Consider the following 18,525-nt stretch of genomic DNA (forward strand, 5'->3'; position numbering starts at 1 on the left):
GATATCAATATAAATGTAAGCATTAGGCAGCTCGTTAACATGGGGCATTCTTTTTTTATATCAGTATATTGCCTAACCATTATCAGCCTATGACATCTAACTTCCAACGCATCGTATTAGCCATGATCTGTCTGTTGGTCACTATCGGTAGCAGTACAAACGCTCAAGACCTTTACGCCACCCAACGCCAGGGCTGGCTCAAAAAAGCCGAAGCACTAAAGCCTGCCCTTACCGAGACCGTCAAGCATCCTAAAGGCATCGTCAAGTTAGAAAAAGACCCGGCAGCTTTTCAAGGTTGGAAGGCCGTTCCCGCTGGCGGTATCGAGCAGTTGTATAACGCATCGTTCGATAAGCGTAACAGTGGCATCGTGGTAGATTTTGGTGAACACCTGACCGGCTATTGTACTTTCAGCCTCAAGACCCGCCGCGCGGATATGGATGCGCCGTTACGGTTGAAACTGACCTTCGGCGAGATACCATCTGAGTTGGCCACGCCTTTCGATCCTTATCCGGGTAGCCTAAGCCGTGCCTGGTTGCAGGACGAGACGGTTACGGTTTCGGTGTTGCCTGCTACGATCATCATCCCTCGGCGGGTAGCTTTCCGGTATGTGAAGATAGAATGGCTTGGCGCGTCACGTGGTTTCGAGTTCGGGTTTTCGGATATACAATTTAAGGCTGTCACGTCGGTAACGGTTACGCCGCCTGCTTTAGCTGCATCAACGCCTGATATCATTAAGGACATTGACCGCGTTGGCCTTACCACACTTAAAGAGTGCATGCAGACCGTTTACGAGGATGGCCCCAAACGCGACCGCCGCCTGTGGATCGGCGACCTGTACCTAGAGGCGTTGGCCAATACATACTCGTTCAAGAACGACTCGCTTACCAAACGCTGCCTGTATCTGCTGGCCGCCCTATCCAACCCCGACGGTATCCTGAACTCTAACGTATTTGAAGCCCCCGAACCCCACGCGCAAAAAAGCCGATTGCTGGATTACTGTTATCTTTATAACGTCGCCCTAAAAGAATACGTTATCGCCACGGGCGATAAGCAGACCGGCCTTGACCTTTGGCCTGTTGCCAAAAAGCAATTGGACATTGCCCGCCAGTACGCAGGAGCCGATGGCATGATGGACTATGTGAAAGCCGGCAAAGAATGGTGGGTCTTCTTCGACTGGAAGGACGGGCTTGATAAGCAAGCACCCCTGCAAGGAAGCACCATTTATGCCCTTAACCAAACTTATCAACTGGCTAAACTTTTAGGTAAGGAAAATGAAATTGCAGATGTCCCTGCGCTGTCCAAAAAGCTTAAAGACGCTGCCCGTAAAAACCTGTATGATAAAACCAGCGGGTTGTTCGTCAGCGGCACCAACAAGCAAGCATCCTACGGCGGACAGGCCTGGATGGTGCTAAGCGGCGTAGCCACTAAAGCCGAAGCACAAAAAGCCCTAAGAACGATCGTCACCCACAAAGATGCTGTTAAACCGGGCGGCCCTTACATGTACCACTACTTTGTAGCCGCCCTGATAGAAACCGGCATGCATGCCGAAGCCAAAACCGCCTTGACCGATTATTGGGGTGGCATGGTCAACAAAGGGGCCGACACCTTTTGGGAAGTTTACGACCCTGCAGATGAACTGCGGTCACCGTATAATTTTTATCCTATGAATAGCTATTGCCATGCGTGGAGCTGTACGCCGGTATATTTCATCAGGAAATATCCGGAGATATTTCAGCGGTAACTACTCTTCCAATGTTGGCGAGTGCCTGTAAATGCCGTGGATACTCGTTAATACATTGCAAATATCTCCGTAGTAGCATGCTTACTAACTATTCCTGATCTTTTCGGTTTAAGCTTTTGGACGTGGATCGATCGATCCCGGCTCAACAGCACAAAAGCATCCAGCGTATTCCCGTCTCACGTGCCTTTTTAAACCGCTGTCTCAACGCAATTATCATTTATTATTAAAACGCTGATATTCATCACTTTTTTAACCGAGCCTTATCACCCGTTGCCTGTTGGCCCGGCCATACCTTTGGCCTAACAATGATCCAACAAAACATCATGAAAAACTCCGTCAAAATGGCGATGCTGCTTTTAGCCGCTGTCATTTGCTTAGCCGCTACCCAAACTTTAATGGCGCAAACAACGTACAAACTGGCTCCCGGCCAGGATGTATCTATCAAATTAACGGGGACGTCAAATATTCACGACTGGGCTATGTTATCCACCACTATGGAAAGCACAGGCGATTTCGGCACCAAAGGCAACGCGCTTACATCGCTGAAAAACTTCACCTTTCAGGTTGCTGTAAAAAGTTTGAAAAGCGAACACGCTTCTTTAGACAAACGCATGTACGCTGACGTAAAAGAAGCTAAATACCCCACTATCAATTACAAACTTACTTCGGCTACTATCCGGCCTGCCGCCGGGGGTAAGTTCCTCATCGCATCTAAAGGTGATCTGACGATCGCCGGATCTACCCAGCCCATCAGTATGGATGTACTGGCAACAGTGAACGACAGCGGCAGCATTACTTGCACGGGAACTAAAAAGATACAACTGACCGACTACGGCATTAAACCGCCAAGCTATGTAATGGGCACCATGAAGGTGCGCAACGATCTGACCATTCAATTCAATTTAACCTATAAAAAATAAGCACCATGAAAATTAAACATTTACTGATCGCTTTGGCGATAATACCCATTGGTGCAAAGGCGCAGGAGATACAATACTTTCGCCACTACGATCAGCGGGGCATCAACGTTTTCCATACCGGCAAGCAGGATACCGTTCCGTTCACCGGGTTGAAGGTGAAGGTCGGCGGCAACTTTGCTATGGCTTTTCAAATGCTGCGCCAGCAAAATACTGCCTTACCCGCCACCCGCACGGGTTTTACCGGCAATGTTAACAGCCTGATCCCGTTGATAGACGGCTTTAACCTGCCTATGGCTAACCTGAATATCGACGCGCAACTGTCCGACGGTATCCGGTTGAACCTGACATCATACCTGTCTGCCCGCCATCACGAGGATACTTGGGTAAAGGGGGGCTATATCCAGTTTGATAAGCTGACCTTTTTGCACAGCGACTTTGTGGATGAGCTGATGAAAAGCTTTACCATCAAGATCGGTCAGAACGATATAGACTACGGCGATCAGCACTTTAGGCGCTCGGACGGTGGCAATATCATCTACAACCCCTTTGTAGAGAACTATATTATGGACGCTTTCACTACCGAGATCGGTGCCGAGATATACTACCATCATAAGTCGGGCTTTTACGCTATGGGCGGTATTACCAACGGCGAGCTGAACCCAACGGTTGTAGCGCCATCAAAAATAGACTCGGCAACAGGCGTAGTGAACAAATACCCGCCTGCATTCCACGGCAAATTAGGTTTTGATAAGCAACTGAACAGCAATACCCGTTTTAGGGTGTCCGGCTCATTTTACACCGTTAACAGCGCTAACAGCAGCACGCTTTACGGCGGCGACCGTACCGGGTCGCGTTACTACTATATCATGTCCAATCAAAACATCGCCAACGGGACAACCACCAGCAGCGCGGTAGATTATAACGCTTTTTCGGGGCGGCTTAATCCCGGCTTTAGTCAGGAAGTGCATGCCCTGATGGGTAACTTATTTCTGAAACACAAAGGGATCGAGTTTTTCGGGACTGTGGAAAGGGCTCAGGGCCGAACAATTACCGAAAAGACCGACCGCAAGGCCATGCAATACGCTGCCGACCTGCTTTACAGGTTCCCGGCAAATAAAGAGAATTTTTGGGTAGGTGGACGGTATAATACTGTCACCGCCGCTATTGTAGGTGTCCCAAATGATGTCCGGGTAGATAGGGTGGTAGCATCGGCTGGCTGGTTTTTGACCAAAAATATTATGATGAAAGCCGAGTACGTGAACCAGGTTTACAATAATTACCCCACCAACAATATCCTGAATGGTGGCAAATTTAACGGACTGATGCTGGAGGCAGCCATCGGCTTTTAATGATGACGCTTAGCCACATCATACTGATGCTATGGATAGCATTATCCGCACCTGCACAAACCAGATGGGTTGTGCAGGAAAACAGTAGCCTGAGCGTGCACGGTCGCACTAACGTTAACAAGTTCACCTGCGATATCCCGACCACCGTTAAGGATACCATCACGCTAACCAAAACCGCCGATGGCGTTAAACTGGATGGCAGTATTAGCCCGGCAACTTTAAGCTTTGATTGCCACAAAGCCATGATGACCCGAGACCTGCAAAAAACGCTGAAAGCAAAGCAATATCCCAACCTGCATATCCGCTTTTTGAACCTAAGCACAATGCCCGAACTTTCCACAAGCCCGGCCGCAATTACCGGCGACGTAGAGCTGGAAATTGCCGGCACCAAAAAGATATACAGCATCAATTACCAAATAGCAACCGACGACAACAAAATGATCCACCTATCCGGATCGCAAGAGATCTGCTTCTCTGACCTTAAACTCATCCCACCACAAAAAATGGGCGGTATGATCAAAACGAAGGATCAGTTAGTGATCAATTTTCATTTGAAGATGCGGGCAATATGACGTTCTGGTGCTCGCTGCCGCAAGCGTTTTGGCTTGCGGTCGGCCATGCAGGTCCGATATCGATGGTTGTCAGTTGCAACCTTATCATAAGTGCAGGAGGCTTACGATAGAGCCTCAAAATTTTAACTCACCCGCTCACCTGCACCCAACCTTCGCATCCGTATACGCCCCGGTCTTAGCCGTTCCTTTCATCACCAGATGAAAAAAGCAAGCTGTATTACTGGCAATAACGGCGGCGGTATGCTCTTTAGGGCCGTGCTTGCCACCAATGGAGGTATTCAAAATAGCTACTTGCCCGGCAGCGATGGTTTGCCGGTACAAGCAGGCCGAGCCGTATAATTCGGGTACGCGGGTGCAATCGGGTATGTAATAGCCTTTATCGTAAGGGACGGTCTTATCGGCCGTGCCGTGGAAGAATATCGTTGGGACAGCGGTCTGTTTATTGATCAGGGTCGAGTCGGTCAACGCGCCCCATAGGTTACAGATGCCTTTGATCTTAAATTTAGCGGTCGACTTGTTGCTGGCTTTATCCAGGTCACCAAGGGTTTTGGCAATATCAGCCAATTGTTTGTCGGCGGTCTGTTGGTTCAGGTAGGCCACATCCAGGGCCATAACGCCACCGGCGCTGCCTCCGCCAATGAACATCCAGTTCTTGTCAATATGGTATTGCTTGGCATTGTCCGCAAGGTAGCGCATGGCAGCATGGGCATCCTGCACGGCGCGGTAAGTGGCCTTGGTCAGGCTGGCTACATCTACACCGTTGCAGCCGCTCATCATGCTTAGGGCGTTCCAACCCTTGCGGTAATTGATGGTGACGGCCACAAATCCCGAGTCGGCCATTTGCTTGCAGATGGGTACCATATTCTCTTTACTTCCGGTCAGGAAAGTACCGCCGTGTATCATCAGTACAAGAGGATAGGTTTTGCCTGTCGCCATGTTGGGCGGAAGGTATATATCCATGGTCAGGTCCTGCTTGTTGCCCTCAAAGTTGAGGTTGTTGCCGTAGATAACGTTGCGGATGATGCTGTCTGGCACCGTCGAGGGAATCGCGCGTGGTGCCGGGAGCATGGCGGCCAATGCCGTGATCGTGCAAAATATTAATAGCAAAAAGGTTAGCAGTTTCATTTTTTCGTGATCGTAGATAATTGTAGCCGGCTAATTGACGTTTATTCAGACCTGCGGACCAGCCCCTTGGTCCGTTCCATTATTACCCGGACCATCTTTCTTTTTGGCAGGTATCATTGCCCCGAATATGATACCAAAGCAAATACCCAAAGCCAGGTTGTGGAATAATAGCCCAAATACTACACCCAGAGCAATACCTAATCCAATGTTGCCTTCTCTTTTCATATGTGTGAAGATAAGCGATATAGATGTATTTTGAGTAGGCATTGCACAATATATTCGCCCCAAAATGGACTTAGCGGTCTTTCAAAACAAAATAGCCTGCCGATCTTACGACGGGCAGGCTATCTAAATTATAACTTGTGGATGCTTATTTCTTCTGCTTAGACAAGAAAGTCACCAATGATGCTAATTCCTCGTAAGACAAGGCGTTAGCCAAACCTGCCGGCATCATGGATTGTTCCATCTCTTTACGCGAAAGGATATCGCTCGACTTTACGGTGTAAACATTGCCGCCAATATCGCGCAATACTACACGCTCCGCGGTCTCTTCGGTCACGAAACCCATGTAGCTCTTTTTGCCTTTGGCTTCGATCATAACCGTAGCGAAACCTTGCGAGATAGACGCGCTGGGTTTCAGGATAGACTCGGCGATCTGCTCACGCGTCATGATCGAACCGATCTGACCCATGAACGGACCTTTCAGCTTTTCGCCTTTATCCAAGCTGTGGCAGGCGATGCAACCTTGCTGGGTGAACAGCGCGCGGCCTTTAGACGGATCGCCCTCTAATTTGATCACAGCCAGCAGCACGTCCTCGATAGACGACTTGCCTACCTGTCCTTTTTGGTTCTTGATCTTCTCCAGGTCAACCTTTGGCTCGTTAGCGGCGATAGGTTTTTCCTCTACACCAAACTCAGGGATCTGCATGCGGTGGCGTTCGTTCAGGTCTACAAATACTTGTTTACCGGCGGCATCAGCTTTGGTCCACTCGGCTTTTAGCAAATCGCCAATACGCGGCGATGCCGACCATGTAATGGCCTTATAGAACGGACCATGCGAATCGGGACGGGTACCCCACCACCATGATGCATCGTAAGGTGCTTCCTGACGGTACAGACGCGATAAGTTGGTCAGCAATTGCGACTTCAGCTTAGCGTCGTTAGTGTTTTTGTAAGCGGCGATCAAACCGTCGACAGCTTTATCGTTATACATGTAACGCAAAGCCCATAAAGCCAGCGTAGAATTTTCGGTACCTATGGCGGCAACACAAGCGTCGGTCGCGTTAAGCGCTACCAATGCCTTTACAGCCAGGTGGGCCGGGATGATAGCCGAATTTGGCGTAGCATGCGGACCTTCGGCCACGCCTTTAGCAGGCGCAACAAATGAGGCCGGGACTTTAGTTTTTAACAATTCAGCAATAGCAGCCGGGTTACCGATACGGCCCAAGCCAATGATAGCTTGTGCCTGTACCCGTGGATCTGCATCGCTCAAACCGGCCAGGAAAGGCTCGATAGGGGCTTTGGCAGCCCATTCCGGGCGGTCGGCTAAACAACGTAAAGCGAACTCGCGGATCTTAGGGTCTTTGCTCAAGGCTACTAATTTCTCGATACCTTTTTCGCCCACGATCTGCGCGTAGGTGAACACACCTGCGGCGCGGCCTTCCAAAATAATTTCAACGTCCGATGCGATCTTTAGTGCCACGTCAGCCGCTTTTTTAGGGTTGCGGGTCAGCAACTCTTGCGATGCGGTTTGGCGGGCAACCGCACTGGCCGATTTTAACAGTTCGCCTAATTTTTTCTCGTTCAGTTTAGCAACGTCTGGGAATGCTTTGTATTTCCAGTCGTTAGGTACAACACGCACCACGTAGCCTTTGCTTGGGCTGCCGTTGTAACCAGCGCCATCCCAGGCCGACATGAACAAACGGCCCGAACCGTCTACATCAAGGTCGGTGATCTGTGGCAGTTTGATAAATTCTTCGTCCTTTTGGGTAAACGATGCGCCATCAGGGGTAACACGGTGTATGTACAGCATGCTGCGGCCCCAGTCGGCCATCATCGGTACCTTATTGTATTTGGCAGGCCAGTTAGGCTCGTCCATAAACAGGTTACCTGTGCCTGATCCACCGCCAACGTCTACCAATGCAGGCAGCATCTCATCTGTAAAATGTTGGAACAACAGCGGATAGCCATACTCGCCCGATTGAATGTAGTGCGAGAAACGGATATTCCAACCGCCGCCATCGTTGGTATTTTCGCGGGTGAAGATGTTCATGAAAGGGTCGATAGTGACATCATACACGTTACGCGTACCGTGGATGAAAACCTCCATCCCGGTACCATCAGGGCGAACACGAACAACGCCGCCACCCAGCATGGTCAGCTTTTTGCCCGAACGATCGACCGCGTTATAGAAGCCAAAATCGCCTACGCCAACGTAGATCCAGCCATCAATACCCATTCGGATACCGTTGGTAGCGTGGTCCGTACCACGCTCCTGGATGTATTTGGTGTTACTGAAATTTTGGATCAGTGGCTGCGCCGGACCATCGGCTACGCCGTCGTGGTCTTTATCTTCAAACACTACCAGGTCCATGCCGGTAGCAAGCTTGGTCTCTTTAGAGAACGTGGTATGCAACACAAAAACCTTATCGCCATTGATGACGATACCGCGCGGGTTATCAACTACAGCAAAATCGGTATGCTTATCTATCGTGCCGTCGTTATTGCTGTCGATCAGCTTCACAATGCGGCCTTTGCCCGGGTCTTTACCCAGTGATCCGATCATATCCACACCAACATAAACCTCGCCATTCGGGGCCACGGCTAAACATGCCGGGCTTGGTACTAAACTTGGACCAGCGATCTGCGTAATGGTCAGTTCGGGCGGATTAACGAACTTTATTTTCGGCTCGTCCTCAAAGAATTTACCGGTAGTGATGAACACAAATAAGGCCGATACAAGGCCTGCGGTTACTTTTAACATATGGTTATTTTGTTACTGTACTGCTACTCTTTTTTGGGACATTAATTTCTCGATCACAGCTTTCAGTTTAGCTGGGTTCATAGCGTATTTCTCCAAATCAATGATCTCTATCTTGCGGAAATCCGTCGGGTGGCTTTCGGCCTGGATAGATATGGTGCCGCTCTTCAATAAAGTGCCTTCTTTTTGACCTTTGGCAGGGTCCGTCTGCGGCTTGTTATAACGCATAACTTCTTCGCCGTTGGCATAGTGAACTACTACTGAATCGCCCAATACCAACAACTCAGCGCGTACCCATTGGTCGCCGTTATAGGTCTGCGACTTAGAGTCGGTGCAGTGGTTGGTGATGATCTTGCCATCACGCTCAAATTGAGTACCCGGGGTGCAAAGGTTCACCGTGGTACGGTTGCCTTTACCCGTGCCGCCTAACAATTGCGCCTCCATAGAGTTAGGAAAATCCTGATCCTTGGTCATGCTCTCGGGCGTTTGGCCGTGGAACATGATACCATTGTTACGGAAAGCCCAACCCGGACCGCCTTTTACCTGATCGCCCACAAAGCGGTATTCGGCCGCAATGAGGTAGTGCGAATATGGCTTTTTATAAAACAGGTGACCGTAGGTCTCGTCGAACTTGTCCCACTTGTCGTAACGCACCTCCAGGATGCCGTTCTCTACACGGAAAGTATTGTTAAAGTTCTCGCCCAGATCATGATAGCGGAACTTTGGTGTCCAGCCTTTCATGTCCTTGCCGTTAAAAAGCTGCTCCCATTTTGGGTCGGCATAGTTGTTGTTGATGACAAAACCCGCCGTGACTACGAAAGTAAGGGCTAATAAAATGAAGTTACGTAAGTTGTAATACTTAGACATTGCTGAAATGGGTGAATATCGTTGTTGCTTGATCAAATTGGCAAAGCGTAAACTTACAACAATTTTATCTTTTAATAATTGGCTTTAACTTAACAGGATGCCAATATCACTGAATTTTTACCGCAAACGTTTGCATTTATTGGCTTATGTTTACGTTTAATTGGCATAGCCAACTAACCCATTATTGAACAACATGCACAACGCCACATCCATCCGCCCATTCATCGGTGCTAAGGATTTTGAGATATCCCGTCAGTTTTACCGCGATTGGGGTTTTGAAGAGGTAGCATTAGGTCCGCAAATGTCGGTCTTCAAGACCGGCGCATTGGCCTTTTACCTGCAGAACGCCTACGTAAAAGATTGGGTGGATAACACCATGCTGTTTTTAGAGGTCGACGATCTGGATCGCTACCATGCCGAACTATCCGCCTTAGGCTTGGCCGATAAATACCCCGGCGTAAAGTTATCGCCCATCCGTAACGAACCTTGGGGACGGGAATGTTTCCTGCATGATCCGTCGGGCGTGTTGTGGCATATCGGGGAGTTTGCGAATTAGTTTTTGGGCTCGTCAATGGCTGGCTTCTTCATTGGCAATAGCGAAATTTTCCGCCTTTTAAAGTGCTCGATATTTGGCGCGTTTTTGATCAAAAAAAGATCATTTTGATGCGTTTTTTCGCGTTTCGTAATTTTTTGAAAAAACGCGCAACCAAGTGGTTGCGGACGGGAATGACCAGCCCCAAAAGTTCCAATATTTTTTGCTATTTATTTTGGTAATTTGAAAATGTTTATGTATCTTGCATAGCAATAAAAACCTCCGACATCTAAACCCGAATTCTCAGGTTTGATCTCAACTAACTTTATAGACACTACATTCAGAACTTATCAAAGTTTCGTACATGAACACAAAACCATGCCCGTTTAAAAACTCGACCCTGATCTTGTCGATCATCCTCGGCATGTTATTGTTCGTTACACAAAACGCCTTGGCCCAGCAGTCCGTTAAATTAACGCTAAAGCTTGGCGGTAATGTTGATCTGCTATGCACTTATATCAAACCCGGAAAGTTTATGATGGGTTCGCCGGAGAATGATACGCTCGCGGATAAGATAGAAAGACCACAGCACGAGGTTGCCATTGATCGGGCGTTTTATATGGGTATTTATCCCATCACCATCAAACAGTTCAAGGTTTTTGTACAGGAGACCGGCTACAGAACGGTAGCCGAAACGGACGGCATCGGCGGTCACGGTTATAGTGAAGCGAACAGGAAATTTGAGGGCCTGTTCCCGCAATATAACTGGCAGCATCCCGGGTGGGAACAAAGCGATGAGCACCCGGTGGTGAATATCTCGTGGATAGATGCCAATAAGTTTTGCGAGTGGGCATCGGCCAGAACGGGTAAAAAGATAAGCTTACCTACCGAGGAGGAATGGGAGTACGCCTGCAGGGCGGGCACAACAACGTTGTTCTTTACCGGGGATGACCCCAACAGCCTTAAAGGTTATGCCAACATCAGCGACGACGCGCTTAGGGATAAACTGCAACAGGAGCAAAAACCCGATCGCACTTTTCCGTTCAATGATGGTTTTCCGTTCACATCGCCGGTGGGTAGTTTTAAACCCAACCCCTGGGGCTTGTACGATATGACGGGGAACGTTTGGCAAATATGCGATGGTACTCTACCCGGCAGTACGCCTAACCAGGTAGCGGGCCATGTAGCCAAAGGCGGCAGCTACAATGCCTATCCCGAGTTTGCCCGCTCGGCCGTTCGCGGGCGGATAAAGGCAAGCAGTAAGTACGGTTATTTCGGTTTTAGGGTAGTGGTGAAGTAAGACTGTATGCAAAGCCGCTCTGCTTATCGGGGAGCGTTAAGTGTGCTACCCATGCCATGTTTTGTTTTTAGGGTGTCATGGTGAGCCCGTCGAACCATGGTGGGGTGGGCTTGACGCTATGCAAGTGGTGACCATGCATAGCGACTATGCCCCGCGCACGTCGCCCTTCGACAGGCTCAGGGTGACAGCCCTTGTCATACTATGCCCGTCCAAGGCTGCGCCTTGGATGCCATCCTGATAAGCGTCCCGCTTATAGCCACTAAACATCAGCTGAGGAAATTTCCATTTAAGCGGAACGCTTAATTGGAAATTTATTACAAGTCACAGACTTGTACGGGCGGTAAAGAGAGGAAAGCAACAGGTAGCCCCGCCACACTCACCTACTCATCCTGTCAAATCGCAAATGCATCATCCCGCCTTTGTTCAACTCCAGGCCGATCAATTTGCCGGCTTTGTTCCTTATCCCTTTAAAATGTCCGAAGCTGTCGTTGTCGGTCGATAGGTGCCCATTGTGGTAAACACGAACTTTATATTCCTTCTGCTCTTTCGTTACGAACCAGAGCGCGCCGTTCTTTGACATGATGTCGAAACTATATCCCAATTCGGGCGAGGTATAACTGCCGATGTAGCTGCCCGATGCTTTTTTGTCGGTCAGTTCGGTCGATCTGTCCATTTCGATAGGGGTTGCCAGTGCCGGACTATATAGCAGCAGTTTATCTATGCCGCCCCCGGATACAAAAACGTAGCGGACGTATTGGTTATTCAGCAGGGAATAACTGTCTGCCGAGTCTTTCTTGAGCATCACCTGTCTGTTGATCCACAATTTATTGCGAATAAGTGAGATATCCACCCGGTAACCATCGTCGGCTATGTAAGTGCCGATGCGTTTGTCGGCTTCGGTACGGTCGGTCACCGTAGCTAGGGCCGAGTCGCGCCGGGCGGGTGTCGGCAGTGTAGGGGCAGTGCTTTTTTTAGGGGCGATGAAGAGGGCCGCTAATTGGGTCAGTTTGCCGGCCACTTCGCTTTCGCCGCCGTTACCGAATATCATAAAACCCATTTTTTGCTCAGGGAACACGCCAATGGCTGTGCGGTAACCCGCCAAACTACCGTTATGGAAATACTGTTTATGCCCTAACGACTCTTCGATACTTATCCCGAACGCGTATTTAATGCGCTCGCCATTGTTCAATATACCTTGCTGCAACAGTTGGTCCACTACGGCTTTATCGGCAGGGCGATAAAGGTTAATTGCCCATTTGGCCAGGTCATTCATGTTGGTGAACAAGCCGCCATCGCCCATGGTGTACACATCCTGCAAGGATAAGCTTAACTTGCCGTTTTGGCTGCTGTATGATGATGCCCGGTCGCTGATCAGCTCGTAAGGGTCGTCCACAAATTTGCTGCTGACCATGCCCAGCGGCTTAAATATCTGTTGTTCTGCCACCTGTCTAAAGGGTTTGCCCCACACGGCCTGCACGATCTCGGCCAATAAAACGTAGTTTGAATTAGAGTAAGCGAATTTTTGGCCGGGTGTAAAGTTGAGGGAGCGTTGTCTTTTTAATATTTCGATAGCCCCGGCTTCGGTCAGCATACCCTTATCCCATTTGTCGGTCATCCCGGCAATGGTAATATCATCGCGGATGCCGCTGGTGTGGTGCAGCAAGTTAGCTACTGTGACCTTAGCGCCCAAGTCGCCCATCCAGGGCAGGTAAGTGCGTATATCTGCGTTAACATCCACTTTGCCCTCTTTTACTAATTGGGCTATCAGGTAACCGGCAAATTGCTTGGACACCGAACACATATAATACATACTCGCGGCGGTATTAGGGGTGTTATGCTCCACATCGGCCAGGCCATAACCCTTGGTATAGATCAGCGAATCGTTACGGACAATGCCTATAACCGCGCCGGGTTTGGCCGGGTCGGCCCATTTTTTAAAGATGCTATCTATTTGTTGGCGCTGGTGGCCGGTAATTGGTTGGGCTTGGGTAAATAGCGAAATGGTTAAACAAAAGGCAATGGCGAAGCATTTTTTCATGCTCTAAGAGACGTAACGATCAGGAGAACGTTACATGTTGCGGGTAAATTAAGCGGGACGCTTATATGAGGAGTTTCGTACAAGTCACAGACTTGTACGGGCGGGGCGGGTGGTCGAAATTGCTTTAAAGTCTCGCTTCCCCGCTTGAGCGAGGTCAGGGGTGTGTCCTTCAATTGCAAGGTCTGCGAAAGGACACACCCCTATGAAAGGTTCTGCTTTACGTTCATTCATTGCTTCCCCGCTCGAGCGGGAAGACTTGGCTTGTCATCTCACCTTCAAAGTCCCTCGGGATTTACAAACTCACGATGACGGGATGTTGTTATTTCCCTTCAAAATAAGTCCCGTTCTCCACATCCTCTAACAAACCAACGTGCGTCGGCTGCCAATCCAGTTGTTGTTGGGTCTGCTCGCTTGATGATGGGTTGTCGACCCCGGCAAAGTGGGCCATCCAGCCAAAGTATTCGGCGGCTTGTTCTTTGGTTTTGGATACGACGGGGATGCCCAGCTTTTTGCCAATGATGGTGGCGATATCGCGGAACGCTACACCGCTGTCGGCTACGGCGTGGTATTTGGCACCTATGGCGCCTTTCTCCAAAGCTTTGCGGTACAGTGCTGCCGCGTCAAAACGGTGTACGCCGGGCCAGCGGTTATTGCCGTCGCCTACGTAGGCTGCTTCGCCTTTTTGGCGGGCAATGTCTATCAGCATGGGTACAAAGCCATGGTCGCCATCGCCGTGGGTAGAAGGGGACAGGCGCACGATAGACGCGTGGATCCCCTGCGCGGCCAAAGCGTCGGCTGCTTCTTCGGACGCGGCGCGAGGGATCAGGTCCGAACCGGCCGGAAGCCCGTCATCCTCTTTGGCAATCGGATCCGACTTTAATAAAGCCGTGCCCGATGTTACGATGAGCGGTTTTGTGGTCCCGGCCAATACCTCGCCCATGGCAGCGATCACGCCGCGGTCGGTCTCGCAATTTTGTTTGTACTTACTAAAGTCGTGGTCAAAGGCGGTGTGGATCACACCGTCGGCCAGGGCCACCCCGGCGCGGATGCTGTCCAGATCATAAATAGATCCGCGGTATACGTTGGCACCAACGGTCTCAAGGGCTTTAGCGCCCTCGTCGGTACGGGCAAGTCCGGTAACGGTATGCCCGTTGGCTAATAATTCTTTTACTATGGCCGAGCCTACAAAGCCCGTTGCGCCGGTCACAAATACGTGCATAATGCTTAAATTTTAATTACTGATAAAATGTTAAGCAAAGGTGCAGGTAAGCGGCGCGGCCAACGAGGACATTTGTCCTCATTTTAAATTAGCGTTGCAGTTGCGCGTGGCGGATGCGGGTAAGGGTTTTTACTGATACACCTAAATACGATGCCACCATATGCAAAGGTATGCGGCTGAGCAGGCCGGGATAAACCCGCATAAATTCATCATACTTTTCCTCGGGCGTGGCGCTGATGGCGCTGAAGATACGCTGACGGTGCAGATCCATATTATGGGCGATGATACCTTCGGAATAAGCCTTCAATCCGGGGATGTTGGCGTTCAGATGGTCAAAATCCTTTTTGGTCCATTGCAGCAGGTGGCTGTCCTCTACAGCATCAATGTAGTAGGATGATGGTGTTTGCTTGTTCAAGCTTTCGGGTTCGGTACACCAATATTGCTCGGGCGAAAATTGGATAATATGCTCGCTACCATCCTCGCGGGTACGGTAAATGCGCAGCAAACCCCCGGTCACGAACATTTTATGGCGGCATACCTCGCCCTCGCGCAGCAGAAAGGTCTTTTTAGATACTTTCTGCTCGGTAGCCAGCGATAGCATCAATTGAACGTCCTGATCGCTTAAAGAGATGTGTTGCCTAATGTATTCTTGAAAAGCCGCCTGCATAGGGGCCAAATGTAAAAAAAATATGCAGAGATGGTGAGTTGTGGGCAATGATGGCTTTTAAACTATAAGTTTATGTTGACCTTATAGGTCTTTAGAATATTGGAGGCAAGATAAGAGGGTGTTACCCTGAGTTTATAGATTCCCGCTGGGACCTTGAAGCTGTTATGGCAAGGGCTGTCATCCTGAGCCTGTCGAAGGGCGACGTGCGTGGGGCATGACCGATATGCATGGTCGCCACTTGCATAGTGTCAAGCCCACCGCACCATGGTTCGACGCGCTCACCATGACACCCTTAAAACAAAGAATCATGCTGAACTTGTTTCAGCACCCCACATGCATAGCTTGTTTGGCAAACCTGTATAATGGGGTCCCGAAACAAGTTCGGGACGACCTGTTTTGCGTATGTCCCGGTGTTTATATCGCAGGTTCTTTCAGCAACCTATCCACCTCATCGTTAAATTCTTTTACAAAGCGGGTGTAATATTCGCCGGTGGCAGGGCCGGTAAAGCCTGTGTAGATCTTGGCTACGTCGCCTTTTTTATCGATGAACAATATCGTTGGGAATGACAGGAAGGCATTCAGCGCAGGGAACGACTCGGCCACCGCTTTTTTATCTACCAGTCCGCCGATCACTTCGTCGTATTCTACACCGTAGCGTTTTTTAAAGCTGCCAATGGCGGTCTTTAAATATTCGGGATCCAGTTTGCGCTCGTAGTGCACGGCAATGGCTTCCACGCCGCGGGTCTTGTTCTTTTTGTACCAGGGTGCAAGGAAATTGGCCTCGTCTATACAGTTAGGGCACCAGGTGCCGGTGATGGTCACGATGGTCACCTTGTTCTTATACTTCGGGTCCTTTAGCGATATTTTTTTACCGTCCACATCCGGTAATGAAAAGTCGAAGCTGGTATAGCCTTCTTTCAGGTAGGTCAGCTTGTAGGGATCAGGCAGAGCGGCTGCCTCGCTTTTTGTGGCGGTAAATGGTTGACCGCTTGCTGTGCCGTTCAGTTTGCCGTCGCTGCCGATGTAGCCGGTATAGTAAGCCGCGCCGCTGCCAATGAAGGACGATAGGTAGAACTTGCTGCCCTGCACCACGCCTTCCAGATAACGCGAATCGCCGGTGATGCTAAGGAAAGTGGCGTATAGTTTACTGCCTTTTTGTTGGAACAGGCCCACTTTTTTATCCTCAGCGCCGCTCCGCGATTTGAATACTACCTCGTACTTGCCCGAAATATCTGCCAATGGTTTCTCGCCATTATCCGCAAAACGGAAGGTCTCGCCAAAAGTAGCGTCGATAGCTGTGGTGCGGCCATTTTGGTCTTTTTTGCGGAGTACGCCCGATAGCTTTTTGTCAGCGATCTTCAAAGCCAGCTCGTTATCGAACTGATCGAACGCTACAAATACCGAGTCGCCTTTTTGGGTGATGGAGCTGGCCTCGAAACGTTCCTCGCCGTTGATGAGATAGAGTTTCGCAGCGGCTTTTTTGCCTTTGGTCTCAAAGTTAAAAGGTACATCGGCATTTTGCTGGTGGAATACCCCGCGCCATGTGCCCTCGGGTAAGGTAGTTTGTGCCGATGCGCCTGCTGCTAAAAATGTTGATGTTAAAGTGAGGATACCTAATGTTGATGTGATCTTCATGATGATGGTGATGCTATTATGCTGCTATGAGTTGGTAAATGCCGGCCAGTTTATTGGCCACGTAGTCCAACTCTTGTTTAGTATTGAATTTGCTGAACGAGAAACGGATGGTGTCTCTACCCGGTGCAACGCCCAGCGCCTGTAACACGTGCGACGATGCCCCACTGCTGCAGGCACTCCCGCCCGAAACAGAAATTTCGTACCCGTCCAAACATCGCAGCAGATCCAGGTTAAGGGCGGGCACGTTAATGCTGAGCACCGTGTACAAACTTTTTTGCGCGATGGCCGAGTTGCCGTTAAAACTTACATCGGGCAATATCTCGGTCAGTTTGCCGATCAGCTGGTCCTTTAGTTTTTGGATGTGTTTTTGGTGCGCGTCCATATCGGCGTAAGCCAATTGCAGGGCTTTGGTGAGGCCGATGATGCCCGGGATATTTTCGGTACCTGCCCTCGACCGGCCTTCCTGCCCGCCGCCGTGGATGAGCTTGCTCAGCTTTAAACCTTTACGGGTGTACAAGAAACCGATGCCTTTTGGCCCGTGGAATTTATGTGCTGATGCGGTGAGGAAATGCACTTTCAGCTTCCTAAGATCGTGGCGGTAGTGGCCCATGGTCTGCACGGTATCGGTATGGAACAGAGCGTTATATTTTTCGCAGATGTTGCCAATACGACCGATATCGTTCAGGTTACCCACCTCGTTATTGGCGTGCATTACCGATACCAAACTACGCTGGCTGGTCTGCAACAGGTGTTCAAGATCGGCCAGGTCCAGGTTGCCGTCGGCATCGTTAGCGATGTAGCTCACAAAGATCTCGCCCGATCGCTCCAGTTCTTCTAATAGGTGCAGTACGGCGTGGTGCTCAAAACGAGTAGTGATCACGTGATGGATGCCCGATCCGCGCACGGCTGCCAGTACGGCGGTGTTATCGGCCTCGGTACCACCCGACGTAAAAATGATCTCGTCGGGCGAAGCGTTAATGAGTTGGGCGATAGCCTTGCGGCTGTTCTCGATAGCTTGTTTAGCCTCGCGGCCATGCTGGTGATGCGATGATGGATTGCCAAAATGTTGCAGCAGGTAAGGCGTCATGGCCTCAAAAACTTCTTTGTCAAGCGGGGTAGTGGCGGCGTTGTCTAAGTAAACTTTCATCGTGTATCAATTTTATGTCCTTATGATAGCTATCCGGAAAGCGCCCTAAGGCTGCCGCGCCTGCAAGTGTGGTAACTTGCTGTCTTATCTGTCTTCTGTATCGGGAAGAAGTTGGATTTAGCACCTTATCAATAATAGGTTGCTAAGACGTCATCGGGCCAATCCCTCGGTCTTTCTGGATAAGTATGTAAAGAACGTTCTGCTGCAAATATATATCAATTTCTATAAAGTCTATCTTTTTTGTAGATATTTTTTGCAATTGTAAAATGAAGCATTACTTTTGTCCTGTCCGCCACCCGCGGATGGCTATTTTAAAGATGTCAAAACACGATATTAAAGGTCAGTTTTTTATGCGAATGTCTCTTGCTCAAGAGGTCATGTGTTGCTGCTGTTGTTAACGCGCGCGCACTAATTCACATATCAAAAAACACT

Annotated in this window: 15 protein-coding genes and 1 riboswitch; of the genes, 6 read left to right on the forward strand and 9 right to left on the reverse strand. The window is 49.6% G+C overall.

Annotated features, from left to right (window positions below):
* Nucleotides 1–89 precede the first annotated feature (89 nt).
* The 4 genes from IRJ16_RS18625 (at nucleotide 90) to IRJ16_RS18640 (ending at nucleotide 4,583) form a co-directional block, all read left to right on the forward strand.
* Nucleotides 90–1,742 carry an alpha-L-rhamnosidase-related protein gene (locus tag IRJ16_RS18625; protein WP_194113154.1) on the forward strand — a complete coding sequence of 551 codons (1,653 nt, stop codon included), beginning with the start codon at nucleotides 90–92 and terminating at the stop codon, nucleotides 1,740–1,742.
* A 323-nt stretch (nucleotides 1,743–2,065) separates the two neighbouring features.
* A complete protein-coding gene (locus tag IRJ16_RS18630) occupies nucleotides 2,066–2,662 on the forward strand; it encodes a YceI family protein (RefSeq protein ID WP_194113155.1) in 597 nt (198 codons plus the stop codon).
* A 5-nt stretch (nucleotides 2,663–2,667) separates the two neighbouring features.
* A complete protein-coding gene (locus IRJ16_RS18635) occupies nucleotides 2,668–4,011 on the forward strand; it encodes a hypothetical protein (protein WP_194113156.1) in 1,344 nt (447 codons plus the stop codon).
* Nucleotides 4,012–4,037: 26 nt separating this feature from the next.
* Nucleotides 4,038–4,583, forward strand: coding sequence for a YceI family protein (locus IRJ16_RS18640; RefSeq protein WP_194113157.1), 546 nt, complete (start codon nucleotides 4,038–4,040; stop codon nucleotides 4,581–4,583).
* A gap of 135 nt (nucleotides 4,584–4,718) precedes the next feature.
* Here the strand turns inward: IRJ16_RS18640 and IRJ16_RS18645 are convergent, their stop codons facing one another.
* From IRJ16_RS18645 to IRJ16_RS18660, 4 genes are all read right to left on the reverse strand, one after another.
* Entirely contained in the window at nucleotides 4,719–5,708 is a 990-nt protein-coding gene (locus tag IRJ16_RS18645) for an alpha/beta hydrolase (RefSeq protein WP_194113158.1), read from the reverse strand.
* A gap of 45 nt (nucleotides 5,709–5,753) precedes the next feature.
* Nucleotides 5,754–5,933 (reverse strand): hypothetical protein, encoded by a 180-nt coding sequence (locus IRJ16_RS18650; RefSeq protein WP_194113159.1) that lies wholly within the window; start codon nucleotides 5,931–5,933, stop codon nucleotides 5,754–5,756.
* 145 nt (nucleotides 5,934–6,078) lie between these two features.
* Nucleotides 6,079–8,691 carry a DUF7133 domain-containing protein gene (locus IRJ16_RS18655; protein ID WP_194113160.1) on the reverse strand — a complete coding sequence of 871 codons (2,613 nt, stop codon included), beginning with the start codon at nucleotides 8,689–8,691 and terminating at the stop codon, nucleotides 6,079–6,081.
* A gap of 12 nt (nucleotides 8,692–8,703) precedes the next feature.
* Nucleotides 8,704–9,555 carry a 3-keto-disaccharide hydrolase gene (locus tag IRJ16_RS18660; protein WP_194113161.1) on the reverse strand — a complete coding sequence of 284 codons (852 nt, stop codon included), beginning with the start codon at nucleotides 9,553–9,555 and terminating at the stop codon, nucleotides 8,704–8,706.
* A gap of 193 nt (nucleotides 9,556–9,748) precedes the next feature.
* On the opposite strand from IRJ16_RS18660, the gene IRJ16_RS18665 reads away from it, so the two are divergent.
* Nucleotides 9,749–10,111 carry a VOC family protein gene (locus tag IRJ16_RS18665; RefSeq protein ID WP_194113162.1) on the forward strand — a complete coding sequence of 121 codons (363 nt, stop codon included), beginning with the start codon at nucleotides 9,749–9,751 and terminating at the stop codon, nucleotides 10,109–10,111.
* Nucleotides 10,112–10,451: 340 nt separating this feature from the next.
* Nucleotides 10,452–11,387: a formylglycine-generating enzyme family protein gene (locus tag IRJ16_RS18670; protein WP_194113163.1), complete on the forward strand. Its 936-nt coding sequence runs from the start codon at nucleotides 10,452–10,454 to the stop codon at nucleotides 11,385–11,387.
* 376 nt (nucleotides 11,388–11,763) lie between these two features.
* Here IRJ16_RS18670 and IRJ16_RS18675 read toward each other — a convergent pair whose 3' ends face one another.
* From IRJ16_RS18675 to IRJ16_RS18695, 5 genes are all read right to left on the reverse strand, one after another.
* Complete coding sequence (locus tag IRJ16_RS18675; RefSeq protein WP_194113164.1) at nucleotides 11,764–13,425, reverse strand: serine hydrolase domain-containing protein; 1,662 nt, start codon at nucleotides 13,423–13,425, stop codon at nucleotides 11,764–11,766.
* 319 nt (nucleotides 13,426–13,744) lie between these two features.
* On the reverse strand, nucleotides 13,745–14,644 hold the full coding sequence (locus IRJ16_RS18680; protein WP_194113165.1) for an SDR family oxidoreductase: 900 nt from the start codon (nucleotides 14,642–14,644) through the stop codon (nucleotides 13,745–13,747).
* An 88-nt stretch (nucleotides 14,645–14,732) separates the two neighbouring features.
* Nucleotides 14,733–15,311: a Crp/Fnr family transcriptional regulator gene (locus IRJ16_RS18685; RefSeq protein ID WP_194113166.1), complete on the reverse strand. Its 579-nt coding sequence runs from the start codon at nucleotides 15,309–15,311 to the stop codon at nucleotides 14,733–14,735.
* A 414-nt stretch (nucleotides 15,312–15,725) separates the two neighbouring features.
* Nucleotides 15,726–16,946, reverse strand: a complete 1,221-nt coding sequence (locus IRJ16_RS18690) for a peroxiredoxin family protein (protein ID WP_194113167.1) — start codon at nucleotides 16,944–16,946, stop codon at nucleotides 15,726–15,728.
* 16 nt (nucleotides 16,947–16,962) lie between these two features.
* Complete coding sequence (locus IRJ16_RS18695) at nucleotides 16,963–18,093, reverse strand: cysteine desulfurase family protein (RefSeq protein ID WP_194113168.1); 1,131 nt, start codon at nucleotides 18,091–18,093, stop codon at nucleotides 16,963–16,965.
* An 81-nt stretch (nucleotides 18,094–18,174) separates the two neighbouring features.
* A riboswitch (SAM riboswitch) is annotated at nucleotides 18,175–18,279 on the reverse strand.
* Nucleotides 18,280–18,525: the final 246 nt, after the last annotated feature.

The sequence above is a fragment of the Mucilaginibacter myungsuensis genome (assembly GCF_015222005.1).
In the GTDB taxonomy this organism is placed as follows: Bacteria; Bacteroidota; Bacteroidia; order Sphingobacteriales; family Sphingobacteriaceae; genus Mucilaginibacter; species Mucilaginibacter myungsuensis.